The sequence below is a fragment of the Paradesulfitobacterium ferrireducens genome (assembly GCF_017310645.1).
Taxonomy (GTDB): domain Bacteria; phylum Bacillota; class Desulfitobacteriia; order Desulfitobacteriales; family Desulfitobacteriaceae; genus Paradesulfitobacterium; species Paradesulfitobacterium ferrireducens.
In genome coordinates, this window is sequence record NZ_JAFLRH010000007.1 from 15,821 (window position 1) to 30,914 (window position 15,094).

The following is a 15,094-nucleotide window of genomic DNA, read 5'->3' on the forward strand; positions in this document are numbered from 1 at the left end:
CTTGCTATGCAATTTTGCAAACCGGCACCGATAAAAATCGAAGTTGTTTCGCCCTCGAAGAACAACCGTTCACCGTCGTAATTATACCGTTGGATGCAAATAATCTACCACTGGGATAAAATATGCTGAATCTTTCAACGAAACCATGTAAACTTACAGTCAGGGAACATGCTCTATAATGCATTAAGGCAATTTTTATGCAGATATGCATAAAGCATTTATTCGACTTATTGCCTTAAACTATAGAAGGATGTACTCTAATATTTATCGAATATTTTCTAAAGGTAAATCTTTATCTGGAGTTGTGAAAAAATAAACTTCTGGAAAGTTTACCAGAAAATGTGGAAAAGGAGGGAATAGAGAGTTGAATACCATTATGGTCATTGGCGCTGGGCAGATGGGGAGTGGGATTGCTCAAGTCGCCGCCCAAGCCGGATACGCAGTCATTTTGAATGATATTAAAGATGATTTCGTGGCTAGGGGTATCAGCATTATCGAATCTAACCTTAACCGGAGTGTTGACAAAGGTAAACTTGACAGCGCTGAGAAAGACGCTATCCTAAGCCGTATTTCCCGGTCAACATCGCTTCAGGATGCAGCGAACGTTGATTTGGTAGTTGAAGCAGCTGTTGAGAATATGGCGATCAAAGCGCAAATTTTTTCCCAGCTTGATGTAATTTGTCCTCCCCATACCATCTTAGCGACCAACACTTCTTCTCTGCCGATTACCGAAATCGCAGCGGTTACGAAACGCCCGGAGAAGGTCATTGGGATGCATTTTATGAACCCTGTCCCGGTGATGAAGCTGGTGGAAGTTATTCGTGGCCTGGCTACAAGTGACGAGGTGTATAAGGAAGTCGAGACAGTCAGTATCCGTATGGGTAAAACTCCCGTAGAAGTCAATGATGCTCCTGGTTTTGTAGCCAACCGCATTCTTATTCCAATGATTAATGAAGCGGTCTATACCTTATATGAAGGGATCGCCAGTGTCGAATCGATTGACAATGTCATGAAGCTGGGCACGAATCAACCCATGGGACCGTTGGCACTCGCTGATTTGATCGGTTTGGATACGGTCTTGGCTATTATGGATGTTTTACATGAAGGGCTGGGAGATAAATACCGCCCATGTCCTCTGCTCAGAAAATATGTAAAAGCCGGCTGGCTTGGCCGCAAAACCGGACGAGGTTTTTATGTATATGAGAAATAAAAACATAAGCTGATTTTTTATACAGGGAAGGGGGGGATTGGATGGAATTTAGTAATATTCTAGTCGAACGGAAAGCGGATATTTTCATTATCACCATTAATAGACCCAAAGCCTTGAACGCGCTAAATTCAGAAACTCTACTCGAACTCTCTGCCGCCTTCGATCAAGTAAAAGAAGATCCTACGATCAGGGTTGTCATATTAACCGGGAGCGGGGAAAAAGCCTTTGTGGCAGGAGCGGACATTGCCCAAATGAAAGATATGAATCCAATGGAGGGACGGCGTTTCAGTCAATTGGGCCAGGAGACTTTCAGAAAAGCCGAACTGCTGCCCCAGCCTGTTATTGGAGCCATTAATGGGTTTGCCCTCGGAGGAGGCTGTGAATTAGCGCTGGCCTGTGATATTCGAATTGCCAGCGACAACGCCAAATTCGGTCAACCGGAAGTGACCCTGGGCTTAACCGCCGGTTTTGGCGGCACTCAGCGTCTGCCGCGTCTGGTGGGTTCCGGACTGGCCAGTGAAATCCTTTTTACCGGGGAAATCATTGACGCGCAAGAGGCCTATCGCATTGGCTTAATTAACCATATCTATTCCAAAGAAACTCTAATGGATGAGGCCTTGGCCTTAGCCCAAAAGATTGCCAAACGGGCACCGATCGCGGTTCAATTGACCAAGAGCGCGATTCAAAGAGGTTCGAATACCGATCTGGACAGTGGCTTGGCCTATGAAGCCGAAGTTTTCGGTCTCGTTTTCAGCAGTGAAGACCAGAAAGAAGGCTGCAGTGCTTTTGTAGAAAAAAGACCTGCAAACTTCAGCGGACAATAAGATAAGGAGGAAAGGAAAGCATGAATATCGTTGTATGCATCAAACAGACCTTTGATACCGAAGCAAAGATCGTTTTAGACGGCTCTGGGAAAATCGACTCCAATGGAGTGAATTTAATTATTAACCCCTATGATGAGTTTGCTATTGAAGAAGGAATTAAACTCAAAGAAAAATTTGGCGGAGAAGTGACCGTGGTTTCGATGGGTTCCAGCCGGGCGGCTGAGGCATTGAGAACCGCCCTGGCCATGGGAGCGGACAAAGCTGTTTTGGTCAGTGATCCGGCATTGGATGGAGCAGATGAATGGGCGGCTGCCGAAGTCTTGGCTACAGCCGTGTCATCCTTGTCCTATGATGTAGTCTTAGCCGGCCGCATCGCCATTGATGACGGTTCCAGCCAAGTTGCCGTCCGCCTGGCAGAGAAACTGAATATCCCATCCGTAAGCAGTGTCTTAAAACTTGACATTGACGGTTCCAATGCGACCGCTACCCGTGAAATCGACGGCGGCACGGAAGTGATTGCTCTTACTCTTCCCGCAGTATTTACTGCCCAAAAGGGCTTAAATGAACCCCGCTATCCTTCGGTTGCCGGAATTATGAAAGCGAAAAAGAAAGAATTAAAAACCCTTAGTTTAGCTGATCTTGGCCTGTCGGGTTCAGAGATTGCCGCTAAAATGAAAGTGGAAAAATTCAGCTTACCTGCTGCCCGTCAAGCCGGACGCAAATTAGACGGGGATGCGGCCCAGGCTGCCCGGGAATTAGCTCGCCTCTTGCGCGAAGAAGCCAAAGTACTATAAGACAATAGTCTCCGGTACGATACTGTCCTGTGGACAGTATCGCCGAAGGTGCTACTTCTAAGGAACGCTACCGCCTGAGGATAGACTATTGCCGAAATTGCACACTCTTAAGAATAGCATGTCAATTGAAGGGGGAGTAGAAAAAATGGCCAAAGGAATCTGGATTATCATCGAACAACGCAATGGACAAATTCGTAAAGTTTCTCTTGAATTGCTGAGCCAAGGGCGTCTAATTGCTGATCAAGCGGGCGAAAACTTGGTCGCTGTAATTCTCGGGCAAAATATTGAGGGGTTAGGAGGAGAAGTTGCCTCTTACGGAGCAGACAAAGTTATTTTAGTCGAGGACGATAAATTAGCGGAATATACCACAGGTGCTTATACCTCCGTCCTCAATCAATTAATCCGCAAGGACGAGCCTCAAGCTGTATTAATTGGAAATACGGCTGTGGGGAAAGATTTAGCCCCCCGGTTAGCCCAGCGCTTAGGCGTAGGGATGGCTTCTGACTGTACCGGAATGGAATATGACGCCAATTCCTTCTTAACCTTCAAACGTCCGGTTTATGCCGGTAAAGCGTTTGCCCATATCGTATCCCAAGCACGCCCGATTGTGGCTTCCATTCGTCCTAATACCTTCCCGGTGGCTGCGGCTGATTCCAGTCGTCAGGCTGAAGTGGTGAAAGCGGACACTCAAATTGATCCCGCTGATTTGAAAGCGATTGTCAAGGAAGTTGCGATTGCCGCGTCCAAACGGCCTGAACTTACCGAAGCCAATATTATCGTTTCCGGTGGCCGGGGCATGAAAGGACCGGAGAATTTTGGGATTCTGGAAGAACTGGCTGATGTGATCGGGGCTGCGGTTGGCGCTTCCCGTGCCGCCGTTGATTCCGGCTGGAGAGAACACAAATTCCAAGTCGGACAAACCGGGAAAACAGTATCTCCCACGCTCTACATCGCCTGTGGCATTTCCGGTGCGATCCAGCACCTGGCAGGAATGGGGTCTTCCAAGTTTATCGTAGCGGTCAATAAAGATCCGGAAGCGAATATCTTTAACGTAGCCGATTACGGTATTGTCGGCGACCTGTTCGAAGTCGTTCCCCTGTTGAAGGAAGAGTTCAAGAAACTTGTTAATCAATAAGTTCGAGGAGAGCGAAGCGCCCTTGCGGCGCTTCGCTCTAATGAGGGGAAGGAGTAAACTGCAATGCCTACACGTGAAGTGTATTGGAATATTGAAGGTGAACACTGGCTTTATGCCTTCTTTATTATTGCCTTGGCGATTTTCGGGTACGGAGTGTACCAACGGATCCAGTTATGGAAACTGGGACAGCCGGAAAACCGCTGGCAGGATATCGGCCAAGGAATCAAGGATGTCTTGGCCTATGGCTTTGGCCATAAACGGATTCTCAAAGACGCATACCCGGGCATCATGCATTTTGCTATTTTTTGGGGCTTTGTCTTCTTATTTATCGCGACTGCCATCATTACCCTGCAAGCCGATTTCAAACTCCCGGTTTTCCAGGGAGGGGTTTATTTATTTGTTAAATTTACATCCAATCTTTTCGGTCTGCTTGCCTTAATAGGGATTGTGGTTGCCGCTTTCAGGCGTTATGTCCAGCGGCCAAACCGCCTTGACAACAAACCGGATGATGCCATTATGCTCTTGTTATTATTTGTTCTTTTGTTCACCGGTTTCTTGATTGAGGGAGCCCGCATGGCTGCTAAGCCGGATCCCTGGTCTTCCTGGGGTTTTGTCGGTCAATGGCTTGCATCCGTTCTGCAAGCTATGTTCAATGAATCCCAGCTTCTGGCTTTCCATCGCTTCTTATGGTGGTTCCACCTGATCTTAGCGATGGGTTTTGTGGCGTATTTCCCGTACTCCAAACTGTTCCACATCATCCTGGGTCCGGTCAACCAATTCATGCGCAAACGCGGCCCTATCGGAATTCCGGAAATCATAGATTTTGAAGATGAAAGCATCGAAACCTATGGCAAAAGCCAGCTGCGTGAGTTTTCCTGGAAAACTCTCTTTAATACGGATGTGTGCCTGCGCTGCGGACGCTGCCAGGATAACTGTCCTGCCTATTTAAGCGGGAAACACCTAAGCCCGAAACGCGTGATTCAAGATATGCGGGTCTTAATGGAAGAGACCGGTGCCGCCCTGAAAGAGGCCAAGAAGAAAGCGGTAGCGGTACAAGGCGCTGAGGAAGCCGCAGCAGCTGCTGAAAGTGCGGAAGAATGGACCGGGCGGGCTCTGATCGGGGAAGTCATTCCGGAAGACGACCTTTGGGCCTGCACAACCTGCCGTTCCTGTGAACAGCAGTGTCCGGTATTTATCGAGCACGTGGACAAAACCATCGACATGCGCCGCAATCTGGTCTTAATGGAGAGCCGTTTCCCGTCCGAAGCCCAATTGGCCTTCCGCAATATGGAGAATAACGGCAACCCCTGGGGTATCGGCTGGAGCACACGGGCCGATTTTCTCACCGGTCTGGGGGTAAAAACCTACGAGGAAAATCCGGAGGCGGAAATCCTTTACTGGCCCGGCTGCTCCGGTGCCTTTGACGCCCGCAACCAGAAAGTTTCTGCAGCCTTGGTTAAACTCTTGCAAGCCGCCAATGTCAATTTTGCCATTCTCGGAAACGAAGAGAAATGCTGCGGAGATTCTGCCCGCAAACTGGGAAATGAATACCTATTCTATTCCTTAGCTACTGAGAACATTGAAGTCATGAAAGGGTACGGCGTGAAGAAGATCCTGACCCAGTGCCCACACTGCTTCAATCTCCTCAAAAATGAATACCCGCAATTCGGCGGAGAATTTGAGGTCGTGCACCATACGGAATACTTGAAAGAACTGATGAATTCAGGAAAGCTTAAGTTAACCAAAGGTCACGGGAAGACGGTAACCTACCATGATTCCTGCTATCTGGGCCGCTATAACGAGATTTATGAGCAGCCGCGCGAACTCCTGAAGGCAGTCGGATTGGATATAAAAGAGATGGCCCATACCAGGGAAAAAAGTTTTTGCTGCGGTGCCGGCGGCGGCCGCATGTGGCTTGAAGAACATGAGGGAGAGCGCATCAATGTCATGCGTACAGATGAAGCCCTGGCGCTGTCTCCTGACCTGATCGGAACAGCTTGCCCGTTCTGCTTGACCATGATTAATGACGGCATAGCCGGAAAAGAAGCAGGAGACCAAGTGAAGGCTTTGGATATTGCGGAAATTCTGGAGCAAGCGCTCTAAAGCTTGTAAGGAGGAAGAGATGAATGAATGACATAGTAATCGTCAGTGCAGCCCGTACCCCCGTCGGTTCTTTCGGAGGGGCTTTCGGACAGATTTCCGGAGTAGAATTAGGCTCCATCGTTATCAAAGAAGCGATTGCGAGAGCCGGCCTGGCTCCCGAGCAAGTCGAAGAAGTCATTATGGGAAATGTCCTCTCCGGTGCCCAGGGACAAAATCCCGCCCGGCAAGCCTCAATGAAAGCGGGAGTACCGCAAGAAGTTCCGGCGTGGACGGTAAGCAAGGTCTGCGGTTCCGGGCTGAAAGCGGTTGTCTGCGCAGCCCAGGCAATTCTTGCCGGAGATGCCGATATTATTGTGGCCGGCGGCATGGAAAGCATGTCCCAGGCTGCTTACGCTTTGCCGAAGGCCCGTTTCGGATATCGTATGGGCAATGACACCTTTGTCGATACCATGATTGTTGACGGTTTAACCGACGCTTTCCATAACATTCACATGGGAATTACCGCCGAGAATATCGCGGAACAGTTCGGTATTTCCAGGGAGGAACAGGATCAATTTTCTGCAACCAGCCAGAATCGTGCTGAGGCTGCGATTAACGGCGGGAAATTCGAAGAGGAAATCGTTCCGGTCGTGATTCCCCAGAAAAAAGGGGATCCGGTCGTGATCAAGCAGGACGAGTTCCCGCGCTTCGGCACAACCCCGGAGGCATTAGCCAAACTGCGCCCGGCATTCAAGAAAGACGGAACGGTCACTGCGGGGAATGCCTCTGGTATTAATGACGGTGCAGCGGCAGTCGTGGTGATGTCTAAGCAAAAAGCACAAGAGCTCGGGCTGACCCCCCTGGCAACCATTACCTCCTGGGCTTCCGCCGGGGTTGATCCCTTGATTATGGGAACCGGACCCATTCCGGCGACACGCAAAGCTTTAGCCAAGGCCGGACTCAATATTAAAGACATCGACGTGGTTGAAGCAAACGAAGCCTTTGCCTCTCAAGCGTTAGAAGTTGTGAAAGAACTTAAGCTTGACCTGGATAAAACCAATGTCAACGGGGGAGCCATTGCTTTGGGGCACCCCATCGGAGCCTCCGGAGCCCGGATCCTTGTAACCTTGCTGTATGAGCTTAAGCGTCAGGAAGCACGCCGCGGACTCGCGACCCTTTGCATTGGCGGCGGACAGGGGATCGCCATGATTGTGGAACGATAAGAATTGTAATTGCATAAATCGTAACTATCTCCACACTTTAATCATAGCTTTTGATAGAACCCGTTTACGGGTTCTATTTTTTTGAGTCCATTCTGTAACTTCTTGCTTCCTTGCTGAATACATATGTTCTGCGAAGAATGCCATCAGGCGAAAGGAGAGAAAAGGATGTCACATGTGCGAAAGATGTTTCCAGGAGCGGTTACTTATCAAGGGTTTTTTTCTTATTACAACTATATCATCGAACCGAATGCCCAACATATCTATGTGATCAAAGGCGGCCCGGGAGTTGGAAAATCGACCTTTATGAAAAAGATAGGGGATGCGATGCAGCAGTTTGGCTACGACCTTGAGTACCATTGCTGTTCTTCGGATAACAATTCCATTGACGGGCTCGTGATCCCGAAGTTGGGAGTTGCTTTGCTGGACGGTACAGCTCCTCACATCGTTGATCCCAAAAATCCGGGTGCGGTAGATGAAATCATTAATTTAGGAGAGTATTGGAACGAAGATATGATGCGCAAATCCAAACAGGAAATTATGGATAGCAATTATCAAATCAGCCGCTATTTCAAGAGTGCTTATTTTGCCCTGTCCGAAGCCAAGATCGCTCTGGTTGAGTGGGGATTTTACACGGAAGCCTGTCAAAATTGGTCGGTCATTGACCAAATGCTTTTGCGCGTTGAGCGGGAACTATTTAAAATGACTCCCGTAGGACATGGGGAAGAACGGCATTTGTTTGCCTGGGCCCATACTCCGCAAGGGAAGACCCAGTTTATTGACAGCCTCTTAAATGGAATCAGTACCCTGTACACCCTTCAAGGCGATCCCGGAAGCGGCAAGTCTACCTTCCTCTCTCAAATTGCTGCGCGCGCCCATGCTTACGGTTTATTCGTCGAAATTTATCACAACACCCTTGACCCCACTCAGATTGATTTAGTGATTATCCCTGAAATCGAAACGGCCTTAGTGATTACTTCCGAACCATATTCTTATTCTCCGGCATTTAAGGGTAAAATCACTGAGCTCGATTTTAACCAAAGCCTGAATCAAACTCTCTTAGGGCGTTATGAGGAAGATATCGACGACTGCCGCCGGCGGGTTAACCAGCATATCCAGAGAGCGCTTAAAAATTCTAAACAGGCTAAACAAGTGCATGATTTGATGGAAACATATTATATTCCGGCCATGGATTTTGCAGCCATAGACCAAAAGCGCATTTCTGTCTTGCAACAAATACTCTCGATGCCTGAACAGGCTATTGCGGTAACTAAAATTACCGGAAACCAAGTTTAGGTATCAACTATCCATTGCCTATTGGCTTGCAATTATTTTATATAATTGCAAGTTTTTTTCTTTTTGGGGTAATCTATAGAAAGCCAAATCCCAGGATATATTTTAACCCTGCAGGAATTTAATCATCTGCGCAGAATATTAATTTCGAATAAAAAATAAAGGGGATGTCTGATTATGACCGTAAAAGTTGCAATTAATGGGTTTGGCCGCATTGGTCGTTTATCTTTGCGTGCCGCTTTGGCTAAATCCGCTCCCATCGAAATCGTAGCCATCAACGACTTGGGGAATCCTGATTTATTAGCTCACCTCTACCAATATGATTCCGTTCACGGAATCTTGCCGTATAGCGTTGAACTTGACGGGAACTCCATGATAGCTAAAGGACAAAAAATCCAACTCATCTCTGAGAAGAATCCGGAAAATCTACCCTGGGGCCAATTAGAAGTAGATATTGTCATTGAGTCTACCGGCCGCTTTACCAACCGTGAGGCTGCCCAGCAACACCTTAATGCCGGGGCCAAAAAAGTGATTATTTCCGCACCGGCCAAAAACGAGGATATTACAATTGTCATGGGAGTAAACGAGACAAAGTACGATCCGAAAAACCATCATATTGTTTCAAACGCCTCGTGCACGACCAACTGTTTAGCCCCGGTCGCGAAGGTTCTGATGCAGGAATTTGGAATTGAACAGGGCATGATGACTACTACTCACTCTGTCACCAATGATCAACGGATTTTGGACTTAGAGCATAAAGACTGGCGCCGCGCGCGGGCTGCTTACCAATCCATGATTCCCACCACAACCGGGGCTGCTAAGGCTGTTGAGCTGGTACTGCCGGAGTTAAAAGGAAAGCTTAACGGGTTGGCTGTACGAGTTCCTACTCCGAACGTTTCCTTAGTTGACTTGGTTGTAAACCTGTCCCGCGCTACCACCAAAGATGAAGTGAATGCCAAACTAAAACAAGCAGCTGAAGGTCAACTCAAAGGATATCTTGAGTATACCGAGTTGCCCCTGGTATCTCATGACTTTAACGGAAATCCCGCCAGCTCCATCGTAGACGGCTTGTCTACCATGATGATGGGGGATAAGATGGTGAAAGTGCTTTCTTGGTATGACAATGAATGGGGCTATTCCAACCGGATTATTGATTTACTCCTGTACATGAGTGCTCAAGGCCTGTAAAAAGATTAGGGGAAGGGTTAGATGAGAAGAACAAAAATTGTATGCACCATTGGACCTGCAACAGATTCCCGCGAACGAATTCAAGAACTCCTAAAGGCGGGAATGGATGTTGCGCGCCTAAATTTTTCTCACGGTTCCCATGAGGAACATGAACGACGCATTTCCTTGCTCAAAGCAGAAGCAGCCCAGGCCAACAAACATTTGGCGATTTTACTGGACACCAAGGGTCCTGAGATTCGGACCGGTATCGCTCCGGCGCCGGGGATTACCCTTATGTATGGTGACCATTTCAGTCTGGACACAAATCCGGAAGAAGGAAATCAGAACAGAATCAGCATCACTTACCCGGAGCTTTGGCGCGAAGTAGAGCCAGGGATGCATATCTTAATTGATGACGGGCAGATTGATCTTGAAATCATAGACGCGCGCGAACATATGATTCAGACCGTGGTGCGCAACGGTGGAGTTCTTCTATCCAAAAAAGGGGTTAATGTACCCGGTGCACCTATCCAGCTTCCCGCTGTCACGGAAAAGGATAAAGAAGACATTGCTTTCGGGGTTAAGCATGATCTTGACTTTATTGCAGCTTCTTTTACCAGAAAAGCGGAAGACATTTTAGCCGTCCGGCGCGTGGTTGAAGAAAACGGAGGGGATATCCATATTATCGCTAAGATTGAGAGCAGGGAGGGAATAGAGAACCTTGATTCAATCTTGGAAGTAGCGGATGGGCTTATGGTAGCGCGCGGGGATCTGGGAGTTGAGATTCCGGTTGAAGAAGTGCCGCTTTATCAAAAAGAAATGATCCATAAAGCCAATCTCCTTGGGAAACCGGTCATCGTGGCAACCCAAATGCTTGACTCTATGATTCGCCAGCCAAGACCTACCAGGGCCGAAGCCAGTGATGTGGCGAATGCGATTCTCGACGGCACGGATGCCATTATGCTCTCCGGCGAGACGGCGGCCGGACAATTCCCGATTGAAGCCGTAAAAATGATGGATCGGATTGCGCGTACAGCTGAGAAAGAATATTGGGGAAGGCGTGCAACGCGCCATCCCCAATTAAATGTTGCGGAAGCCATCAGTTATGCCAGCTACACGATCGCGGGAGATTTAGACGCTTCAGCCATCCTGACTCCGACTCAGTCAGGATTAACGGCACGGATGATTTCCAAATACCGTCCTAAATCACTGCTCATTGCCGCCACACCGTTTCCCTCAACGGCTAAACGCTTATCCCTGCAGTGGGGGGTAGAACCCATATTAGTTGAAGAAAGTTCCGGTACGGATCAACTTCTTTCAACTGCCGTCAACGCAGCCCTAACCAAGAAACTGCTCACGACAGGGGATACGGTAGTGATTACAGCCGGAGTTCCTGTAGGGAAAGTGGGCGGCACTAACATGATCAAAGTGCAAGTCGTCGGCAACGTGTTGGCCAAAGGGACCGGAATCGGACGCAGATCAGTATCCGGCAAAGCACGCCTGCTAAATTTTGCTTCTGAAACCATTATACCCGGGGAAATACTTGTTGCCGATCACACTGACAGTGAATTCATCCCGCTTATTGCCAAAGCCGGAGGGCTTGTCGTTGAAGAAGGCGGGCTGACCTCGCACGCAGCCATTGCAGCCTTACAGTATGGAATTCCTGCGATCGTGGGTGCCAAAGGAATTATGACCAAATTAAACGACGGTCAGCTCATAACGGTGGACGCTATGGCAGGAGTAATCTATGACGGGGTTGTAACTATCCTATAAGCAGCATGTATAACATGGTTGAGCGAAAAACCGGCAGCACTCTCACGCTGCCGGTTTTTCGCTACGCCTGGTCATCGACCAAATCTTTGTCAATCGTGCTATGCGAACGTTCATTCAGTACTTGAATCATACCCTCTTGTTCAAGCTCTGAGGCTATCTCAAAGAGCGATTCTTTTCTATCGTCTGGTAACTGGTTCACAAACCGATTTATTTTAACCGGCGGAACAAGATTTCTAATCTTTACTCCACCATACTTTAAAATGCGTTCTGGCAATACAATCCCCTCCTTTATCTGCTTGGCCTTAGTATGAACCAATAACCTTTTATTTTATTCTCTTATATAAGTATAACTATTTTTATTAAGTTCAAAACTTCACAAATACTTTTAAAGTATGATAAAATTGGCTCAGAAATCAAACTGAGGTGGAAACAATGAGCATACATGCACGGCTTCTTTGTCGCTGCGGCTACGAGCACGTGGATGAATCTTTCATTGAGTACCGGCGGGATGCCATCAGCAACCAAATTAAACTCTTTTGCCGCAAGTGCGGCAAAAGATTATTCACCGAGTATATTACCACCAGCAGCCGTGAGTTTCGTAAGATTTTCCTTGATACTCAGACTAAATTTGAAGAACAAAAGAGCTCCGACAGGAATTAGCTATACCCTTGTCGAACAAAATAAATATTGATTTGATGTATAAAATGCTGTTATTCCTCATTGACCAGAATAACAGCATTTTACTAAAATGGGGGTAGGTACTTGCTAATCACAGATGGGATACACCTTATTGAACAAGTGAAAGGAAGCCATTGTTTTCTGGTCACTGATCCGGAACCTTTTATCGTGGACACAGGTCTCCCCGGTCAGGAAAAGGCAATCATCAATTTCCTCAAACAAACAGGAATTAAGCCCCAGGATTTAAGGGGAATCCTACTGACGCATTATGATGTAGATCATGTAGGCAGTGCGGCCGCCTTACAAGAACTTACTGGAGTTGAACTTTATGCCCATGAGCTTGAAATTCCATATATCAGCGGACAGGCTATCCGTCCGGGGCTGAAACGCTGGCTCCCGTTGCTGGTACGGCCTCTTCACGGTAAGCTTACATATCCGCTCAAGGTTATACCGCTCCAAGATAGAGACAATTTTTGCGAATGGGAAATCATCCATACTCCGGGGCATACCCCCGGTCATATTGCCCTATACCGAAATGGTGTGGGAATCGTAGGGGATCTCTTCCAAGGGGGAAATATCCGCTTAGCCCCTGCTTTTTTTACCTGGGACAAGCATAAACTAATGGAATCGGTACAGAAACTGATACAATACCCATTGCGCTGGATATTGCCGGGCCATGGACCGGCTACAGCGGCGTCCGCTCGTTGGCTTGACCATTTTAAGATTAAGTAAACTCGACTCGATTGAGGGTCTGGCGAACTTGTCCGCGAATAAAGGTTAAATATTCCTGGCGCAGGGCTTCTTGCTCTGCCTGTTCCCATGCCTCTAAGCCCTGAGTGCGCTGTTTCGACGATAATTCGTTGATTCTTGCAATAACGGCGTTAATTTCTAGCTGTATCATTTAACCTCTCCTTTAAGTTTTATTTAACTAGTATAGCATAGATAGGTTTAATCGTATAATTTTGGTTTTCTATTAACCTAACTTAATGTTATAATAGGGGAGAGCGGTTTGTCGAGTGAAAGGGGGAACGAATGAAAAAAAGAAGACTAAAGCAATCTAAGTCAATAAAAAAAGATTCAAGCAAAATAAAAGCGTTTAATCAAAAAGAGCTTAGATCGCAAAGACCGGATTCCAGTTTAGCAAAAATGAAAATATTCACTCACTTGAAGGATAGACTTAATTTTAATCAGCTCCGGTCATTGCCCAGGATTGTGTCCGGGGGGAGTCAGAAGCTTAAGAGTTTGCTTTTAAAAGCCAAAAGTTTGACACCCTTCCGGAGTATTTCCTGGAAGTCACCGAAAGTATTAACTGCCATTTTCACGGTGCTCATTGCTCTTACCATAGGTATTGTATACCTTAACCAAACCACCGCTGCTGCTTATCTTGTAGTCAACGGGCAAAAAGTGGGGATCGTTAAGAGTAAAGAAGCAGGACAAGCTTTAGTGCAAAAAATATTGCAGGAACGCGGACAAGCCGTTCATACCATAGCCAAAACTCATGATCAAATTGAGTACATCAATACCCGTGTAAAAAAAGGAGAGTTTTGGGAACAAGCGCTGACTCAAAATCAACTCGGGGAAAAATTAAATACTTATTTAGACGGCTACAAATTAACGGTTGCAGGGGAAGCCTTAGCCGTTTTACCCAGTAAAGAAGAGCTTGAACAAGTTCTGAAAGACTATCAGGACTATTATACTAAACCGAGTGAATTTAATAAAATTTCCTCTGTTGAATTCTTAGAGTCAGTAGAATCTGATGCAGTTGAGGTTCAGCCTGAAGAGGTCAATACTGCCGAAGAGGTTAAGCAACTTTTATTTGACGGAAGAACAAGCGTTACGGAATATACCGTAGAAGAATACGATTCTTGGTGGCTTATTGCTCGCAAGAATGATATGAAAACCAAAGAAGTACTGGCGGGAAATCCGGGGACAACCGAAGACACGATTTTACAGCCTGGACAAAAAATCAAGCTAGTTAGTGTGAAACCATATCTGACCGTTCTTAGTAAAGGGGTATTTACCGGCAAAGAAACCATTCCTTTTGATGTGGTTACCAAAACGGATACTTCGGTTGCTTCCGGTCAGTCTAAAATCGTACAGGAAGGCAGTGACGGGGTTAAGGAAGTAACGTATGCTTACGAACAAAAAAACGGTAAAGAGGTTACTAAGACCGTTTTAGATGAAAAAATACTTACTCCCGCCGTCAATCAGATCGTGGCGAAAGGTCCTGCCGTCGTACAAGTTGCCTCAAACTATAGCGCATCCCGAGGTTCCGGGCAGGTTGGCGGATTAAGCTGGCCTTTGGGAGGACATATTAGTTCATATTATGGCTACCGCTCCCGCGGATTCCATACCGGGCTGGATATTGAAGGAGACACGGGGGATCCCTACCAAGCAGCTGCTGCCGGTACGGTCATCAGCGCAGGGTGGAGCGGAGGATACGGGAAAATGATCTTGATTGACCACGGTAATGGAGTCGTCACCCGCTATGCCCATTCCTCCAAACTTCTTGTATCACCGGGACAAAAGGTAACTAAAGGACAGACCATTGGTACGGTCGGTACGACAGGAAATACTACGGGCCCACATTTACATTTTGAGGTCATTATTAACGGGGATACTGTCAATCCGCTTAAATACTTACGTTAACTTAGTACTGGTGCAACTAAAAACTTTATTTCCATGAGCGCCGCGGCGGCGCTCTTCGTTTTCTTCTGGTAAAGAAAACATGGCTTGCGCCCGTTACTGCCAGTTGCAGTAACGCACTTGTTAGCCTTTCAGGCGCAGGCGGAAGCCCGTTAGTCCGTGGAGGACTAACGCACTTGTTTAGTTGCACTTATGCACCTTCGAGGCTATACTTCTGATATGCTAAGATAATCTCTGTCCATAAAAATAATTTGACGCTGAAGGCTGCTTGC

General features: G+C 47.1%; 14 protein-coding genes. 12 read left to right on the top strand and 2 right to left on the bottom strand.

All coding sequences use genetic code 11. The features are described 5' to 3' along the window. The first annotated feature begins 364 nt into the window (after nucleotides 1-364). The 9 genes from J0X21_RS02725 to pyk all read left to right on the top strand — a co-directional run bounded on the left by J0X21_RS02725 (nucleotide 365) and on the right by pyk (nucleotide 11,498). Nucleotides 365-1,210 (top strand): 3-hydroxybutyryl-CoA dehydrogenase, encoded by an 846-nt coding sequence (locus J0X21_RS02725; protein ID WP_206810324.1) that lies wholly within the window; start codon nucleotides 365-367, stop codon nucleotides 1,208-1,210. A 41-nt stretch (nucleotides 1,211-1,251) separates the two neighbouring features. Then, entirely contained in the window at nucleotides 1,252-2,034 is a 783-nt protein-coding gene (locus J0X21_RS02730; RefSeq protein ID WP_206810325.1) for a short-chain-enoyl-CoA hydratase, read from the top strand. A gap of 20 nt (nucleotides 2,035-2,054) precedes the next feature. After that, nucleotides 2,055-2,828 (top strand): electron transfer flavoprotein subunit beta/FixA family protein, encoded by a 774-nt coding sequence (locus J0X21_RS02735; protein WP_206810327.1) that lies wholly within the window; start codon nucleotides 2,055-2,057, stop codon nucleotides 2,826-2,828. Between the two features lie 145 nt (nucleotides 2,829-2,973). Then, a complete protein-coding gene (locus tag J0X21_RS02740) occupies nucleotides 2,974-3,963 on the top strand; it encodes an electron transfer flavoprotein subunit alpha/FixB family protein (RefSeq protein ID WP_206810329.1) in 990 nt (329 codons plus the stop codon). 63 nt (nucleotides 3,964-4,026) lie between these two features. Beyond that, complete coding sequence (locus tag J0X21_RS02745) at nucleotides 4,027-6,066, top strand: heterodisulfide reductase-related iron-sulfur binding cluster (RefSeq protein ID WP_206810331.1); 2,040 nt, start codon at nucleotides 4,027-4,029, stop codon at nucleotides 6,064-6,066. 23 nt (nucleotides 6,067-6,089) lie between these two features. Continuing rightward, nucleotides 6,090-7,268 carry an acetyl-CoA C-acetyltransferase gene (locus J0X21_RS02750; RefSeq protein WP_206810333.1) on the top strand — a complete coding sequence of 393 codons (1,179 nt, stop codon included), beginning with the start codon at nucleotides 6,090-6,092 and terminating at the stop codon, nucleotides 7,266-7,268. A gap of 165 nt (nucleotides 7,269-7,433) precedes the next feature. Next, complete coding sequence (locus J0X21_RS02755; protein WP_206810335.1) at nucleotides 7,434-8,561, top strand: PRK06851 family protein; 1,128 nt, start codon at nucleotides 7,434-7,436, stop codon at nucleotides 8,559-8,561. Between the two features lie 174 nt (nucleotides 8,562-8,735). Next, entirely contained in the window at nucleotides 8,736-9,746 is a 1,011-nt protein-coding gene (gene gap / locus J0X21_RS02760; protein ID WP_206810345.1) for a type I glyceraldehyde-3-phosphate dehydrogenase, read from the top strand. A gap of 21 nt (nucleotides 9,747-9,767) precedes the next feature. After that, the gene (gene pyk / locus J0X21_RS02765; RefSeq protein ID WP_206810347.1) at nucleotides 9,768-11,498 is read left to right on the top strand and encodes a pyruvate kinase; all 1,731 of its coding nucleotides are present in this window, start codon (nucleotides 9,768-9,770) and stop codon (nucleotides 11,496-11,498) included. A 61-nt stretch (nucleotides 11,499-11,559) separates the two neighbouring features. Here the strand turns inward: pyk and J0X21_RS02770 are convergent, their stop codons facing one another. Further along, nucleotides 11,560-11,772, bottom strand: a complete 213-nt coding sequence (locus J0X21_RS02770; protein ID WP_206810349.1) for a hypothetical protein — start codon at nucleotides 11,770-11,772, stop codon at nucleotides 11,560-11,562. Between the two features lie 158 nt (nucleotides 11,773-11,930). On the opposite strand from J0X21_RS02770, the gene J0X21_RS02775 reads away from it, so the two are divergent. Next, entirely contained in the window at nucleotides 11,931-12,158 is a 228-nt protein-coding gene (locus J0X21_RS02775) for a hypothetical protein (protein ID WP_206810350.1), read from the top strand. A gap of 102 nt (nucleotides 12,159-12,260) precedes the next feature. After that, nucleotides 12,261-12,908 carry an MBL fold metallo-hydrolase gene (locus J0X21_RS02780; protein ID WP_206810352.1) on the top strand — a complete coding sequence of 216 codons (648 nt, stop codon included), beginning with the start codon at nucleotides 12,261-12,263 and terminating at the stop codon, nucleotides 12,906-12,908. Here the strand turns inward: J0X21_RS02780 and J0X21_RS02785 are convergent. Beyond that, a complete protein-coding gene (locus J0X21_RS02785) occupies nucleotides 12,901-13,077 on the bottom strand; it encodes a DUF896 domain-containing protein (protein ID WP_206810354.1) in 177 nt (58 codons plus the stop codon). The genes J0X21_RS02780 and J0X21_RS02785 overlap by 8 nt on opposite strands. Nucleotides 13,078-13,322: 245 nt before the next feature. Between J0X21_RS02785 and J0X21_RS02790 the strand changes: the two genes are divergently transcribed. Continuing rightward, nucleotides 13,323-14,825, top strand: coding sequence for a peptidoglycan DD-metalloendopeptidase family protein (locus J0X21_RS02790; RefSeq protein ID WP_206810645.1), 1,503 nt, complete (start codon nucleotides 13,323-13,325; stop codon nucleotides 14,823-14,825). The last annotated feature ends 269 nt before the right edge of the window (nucleotides 14,826-15,094 follow it).

Bases quoted from the DNA above. Each gene is read 5' to 3' on its own strand.
- J0X21_RS02730 (WP_206810325.1), top strand. From the start codon at position 1,252: ATGGAATTTAGTAATATTCTAGTCGAACGGAAAGCGGATATTTTCATT.
- J0X21_RS02735 (WP_206810327.1), top strand. From the start codon at position 2,055: ATGAATATCGTTGTATGCATCAAACAGACCTTTGATACCGAAGCAAAG.
- J0X21_RS02740 (WP_206810329.1), top strand. From the start codon at position 2,974: ATGGCCAAAGGAATCTGGATTATCATCGAACAACGCAATGGACAAATT.
- J0X21_RS02745 (WP_206810331.1), top strand. From the start codon at position 4,027: ATGCCTACACGTGAAGTGTATTGGAATATTGAAGGTGAACACTGGCTT.
- J0X21_RS02750 (WP_206810333.1), top strand. From the start codon at position 6,090: ATGAATGACATAGTAATCGTCAGTGCAGCCCGTACCCCCGTCGGTTCT.
- J0X21_RS02755 (WP_206810335.1), top strand. From the start codon at position 7,434: ATGTCACATGTGCGAAAGATGTTTCCAGGAGCGGTTACTTATCAAGGG.
- gap (WP_206810345.1), top strand. From the start codon at position 8,736: ATGACCGTAAAAGTTGCAATTAATGGGTTTGGCCGCATTGGTCGTTTA.
- pyk (WP_206810347.1), top strand. From the start codon at position 9,768: ATGAGAAGAACAAAAATTGTATGCACCATTGGACCTGCAACAGATTCC.
- J0X21_RS02775 (WP_206810350.1), top strand. From the start codon at position 11,931: ATGAGCATACATGCACGGCTTCTTTGTCGCTGCGGCTACGAGCACGTG.
- J0X21_RS02785 (WP_206810354.1), bottom strand. From the start codon at position 13,077: ATGATACAGCTAGAAATTAACGCCGTTATTGCAAGAATCAACGAATTA.
- J0X21_RS02790 (WP_206810645.1), top strand. From the start codon at position 13,323: ATGAAAATATTCACTCACTTGAAGGATAGACTTAATTTTAATCAGCTC.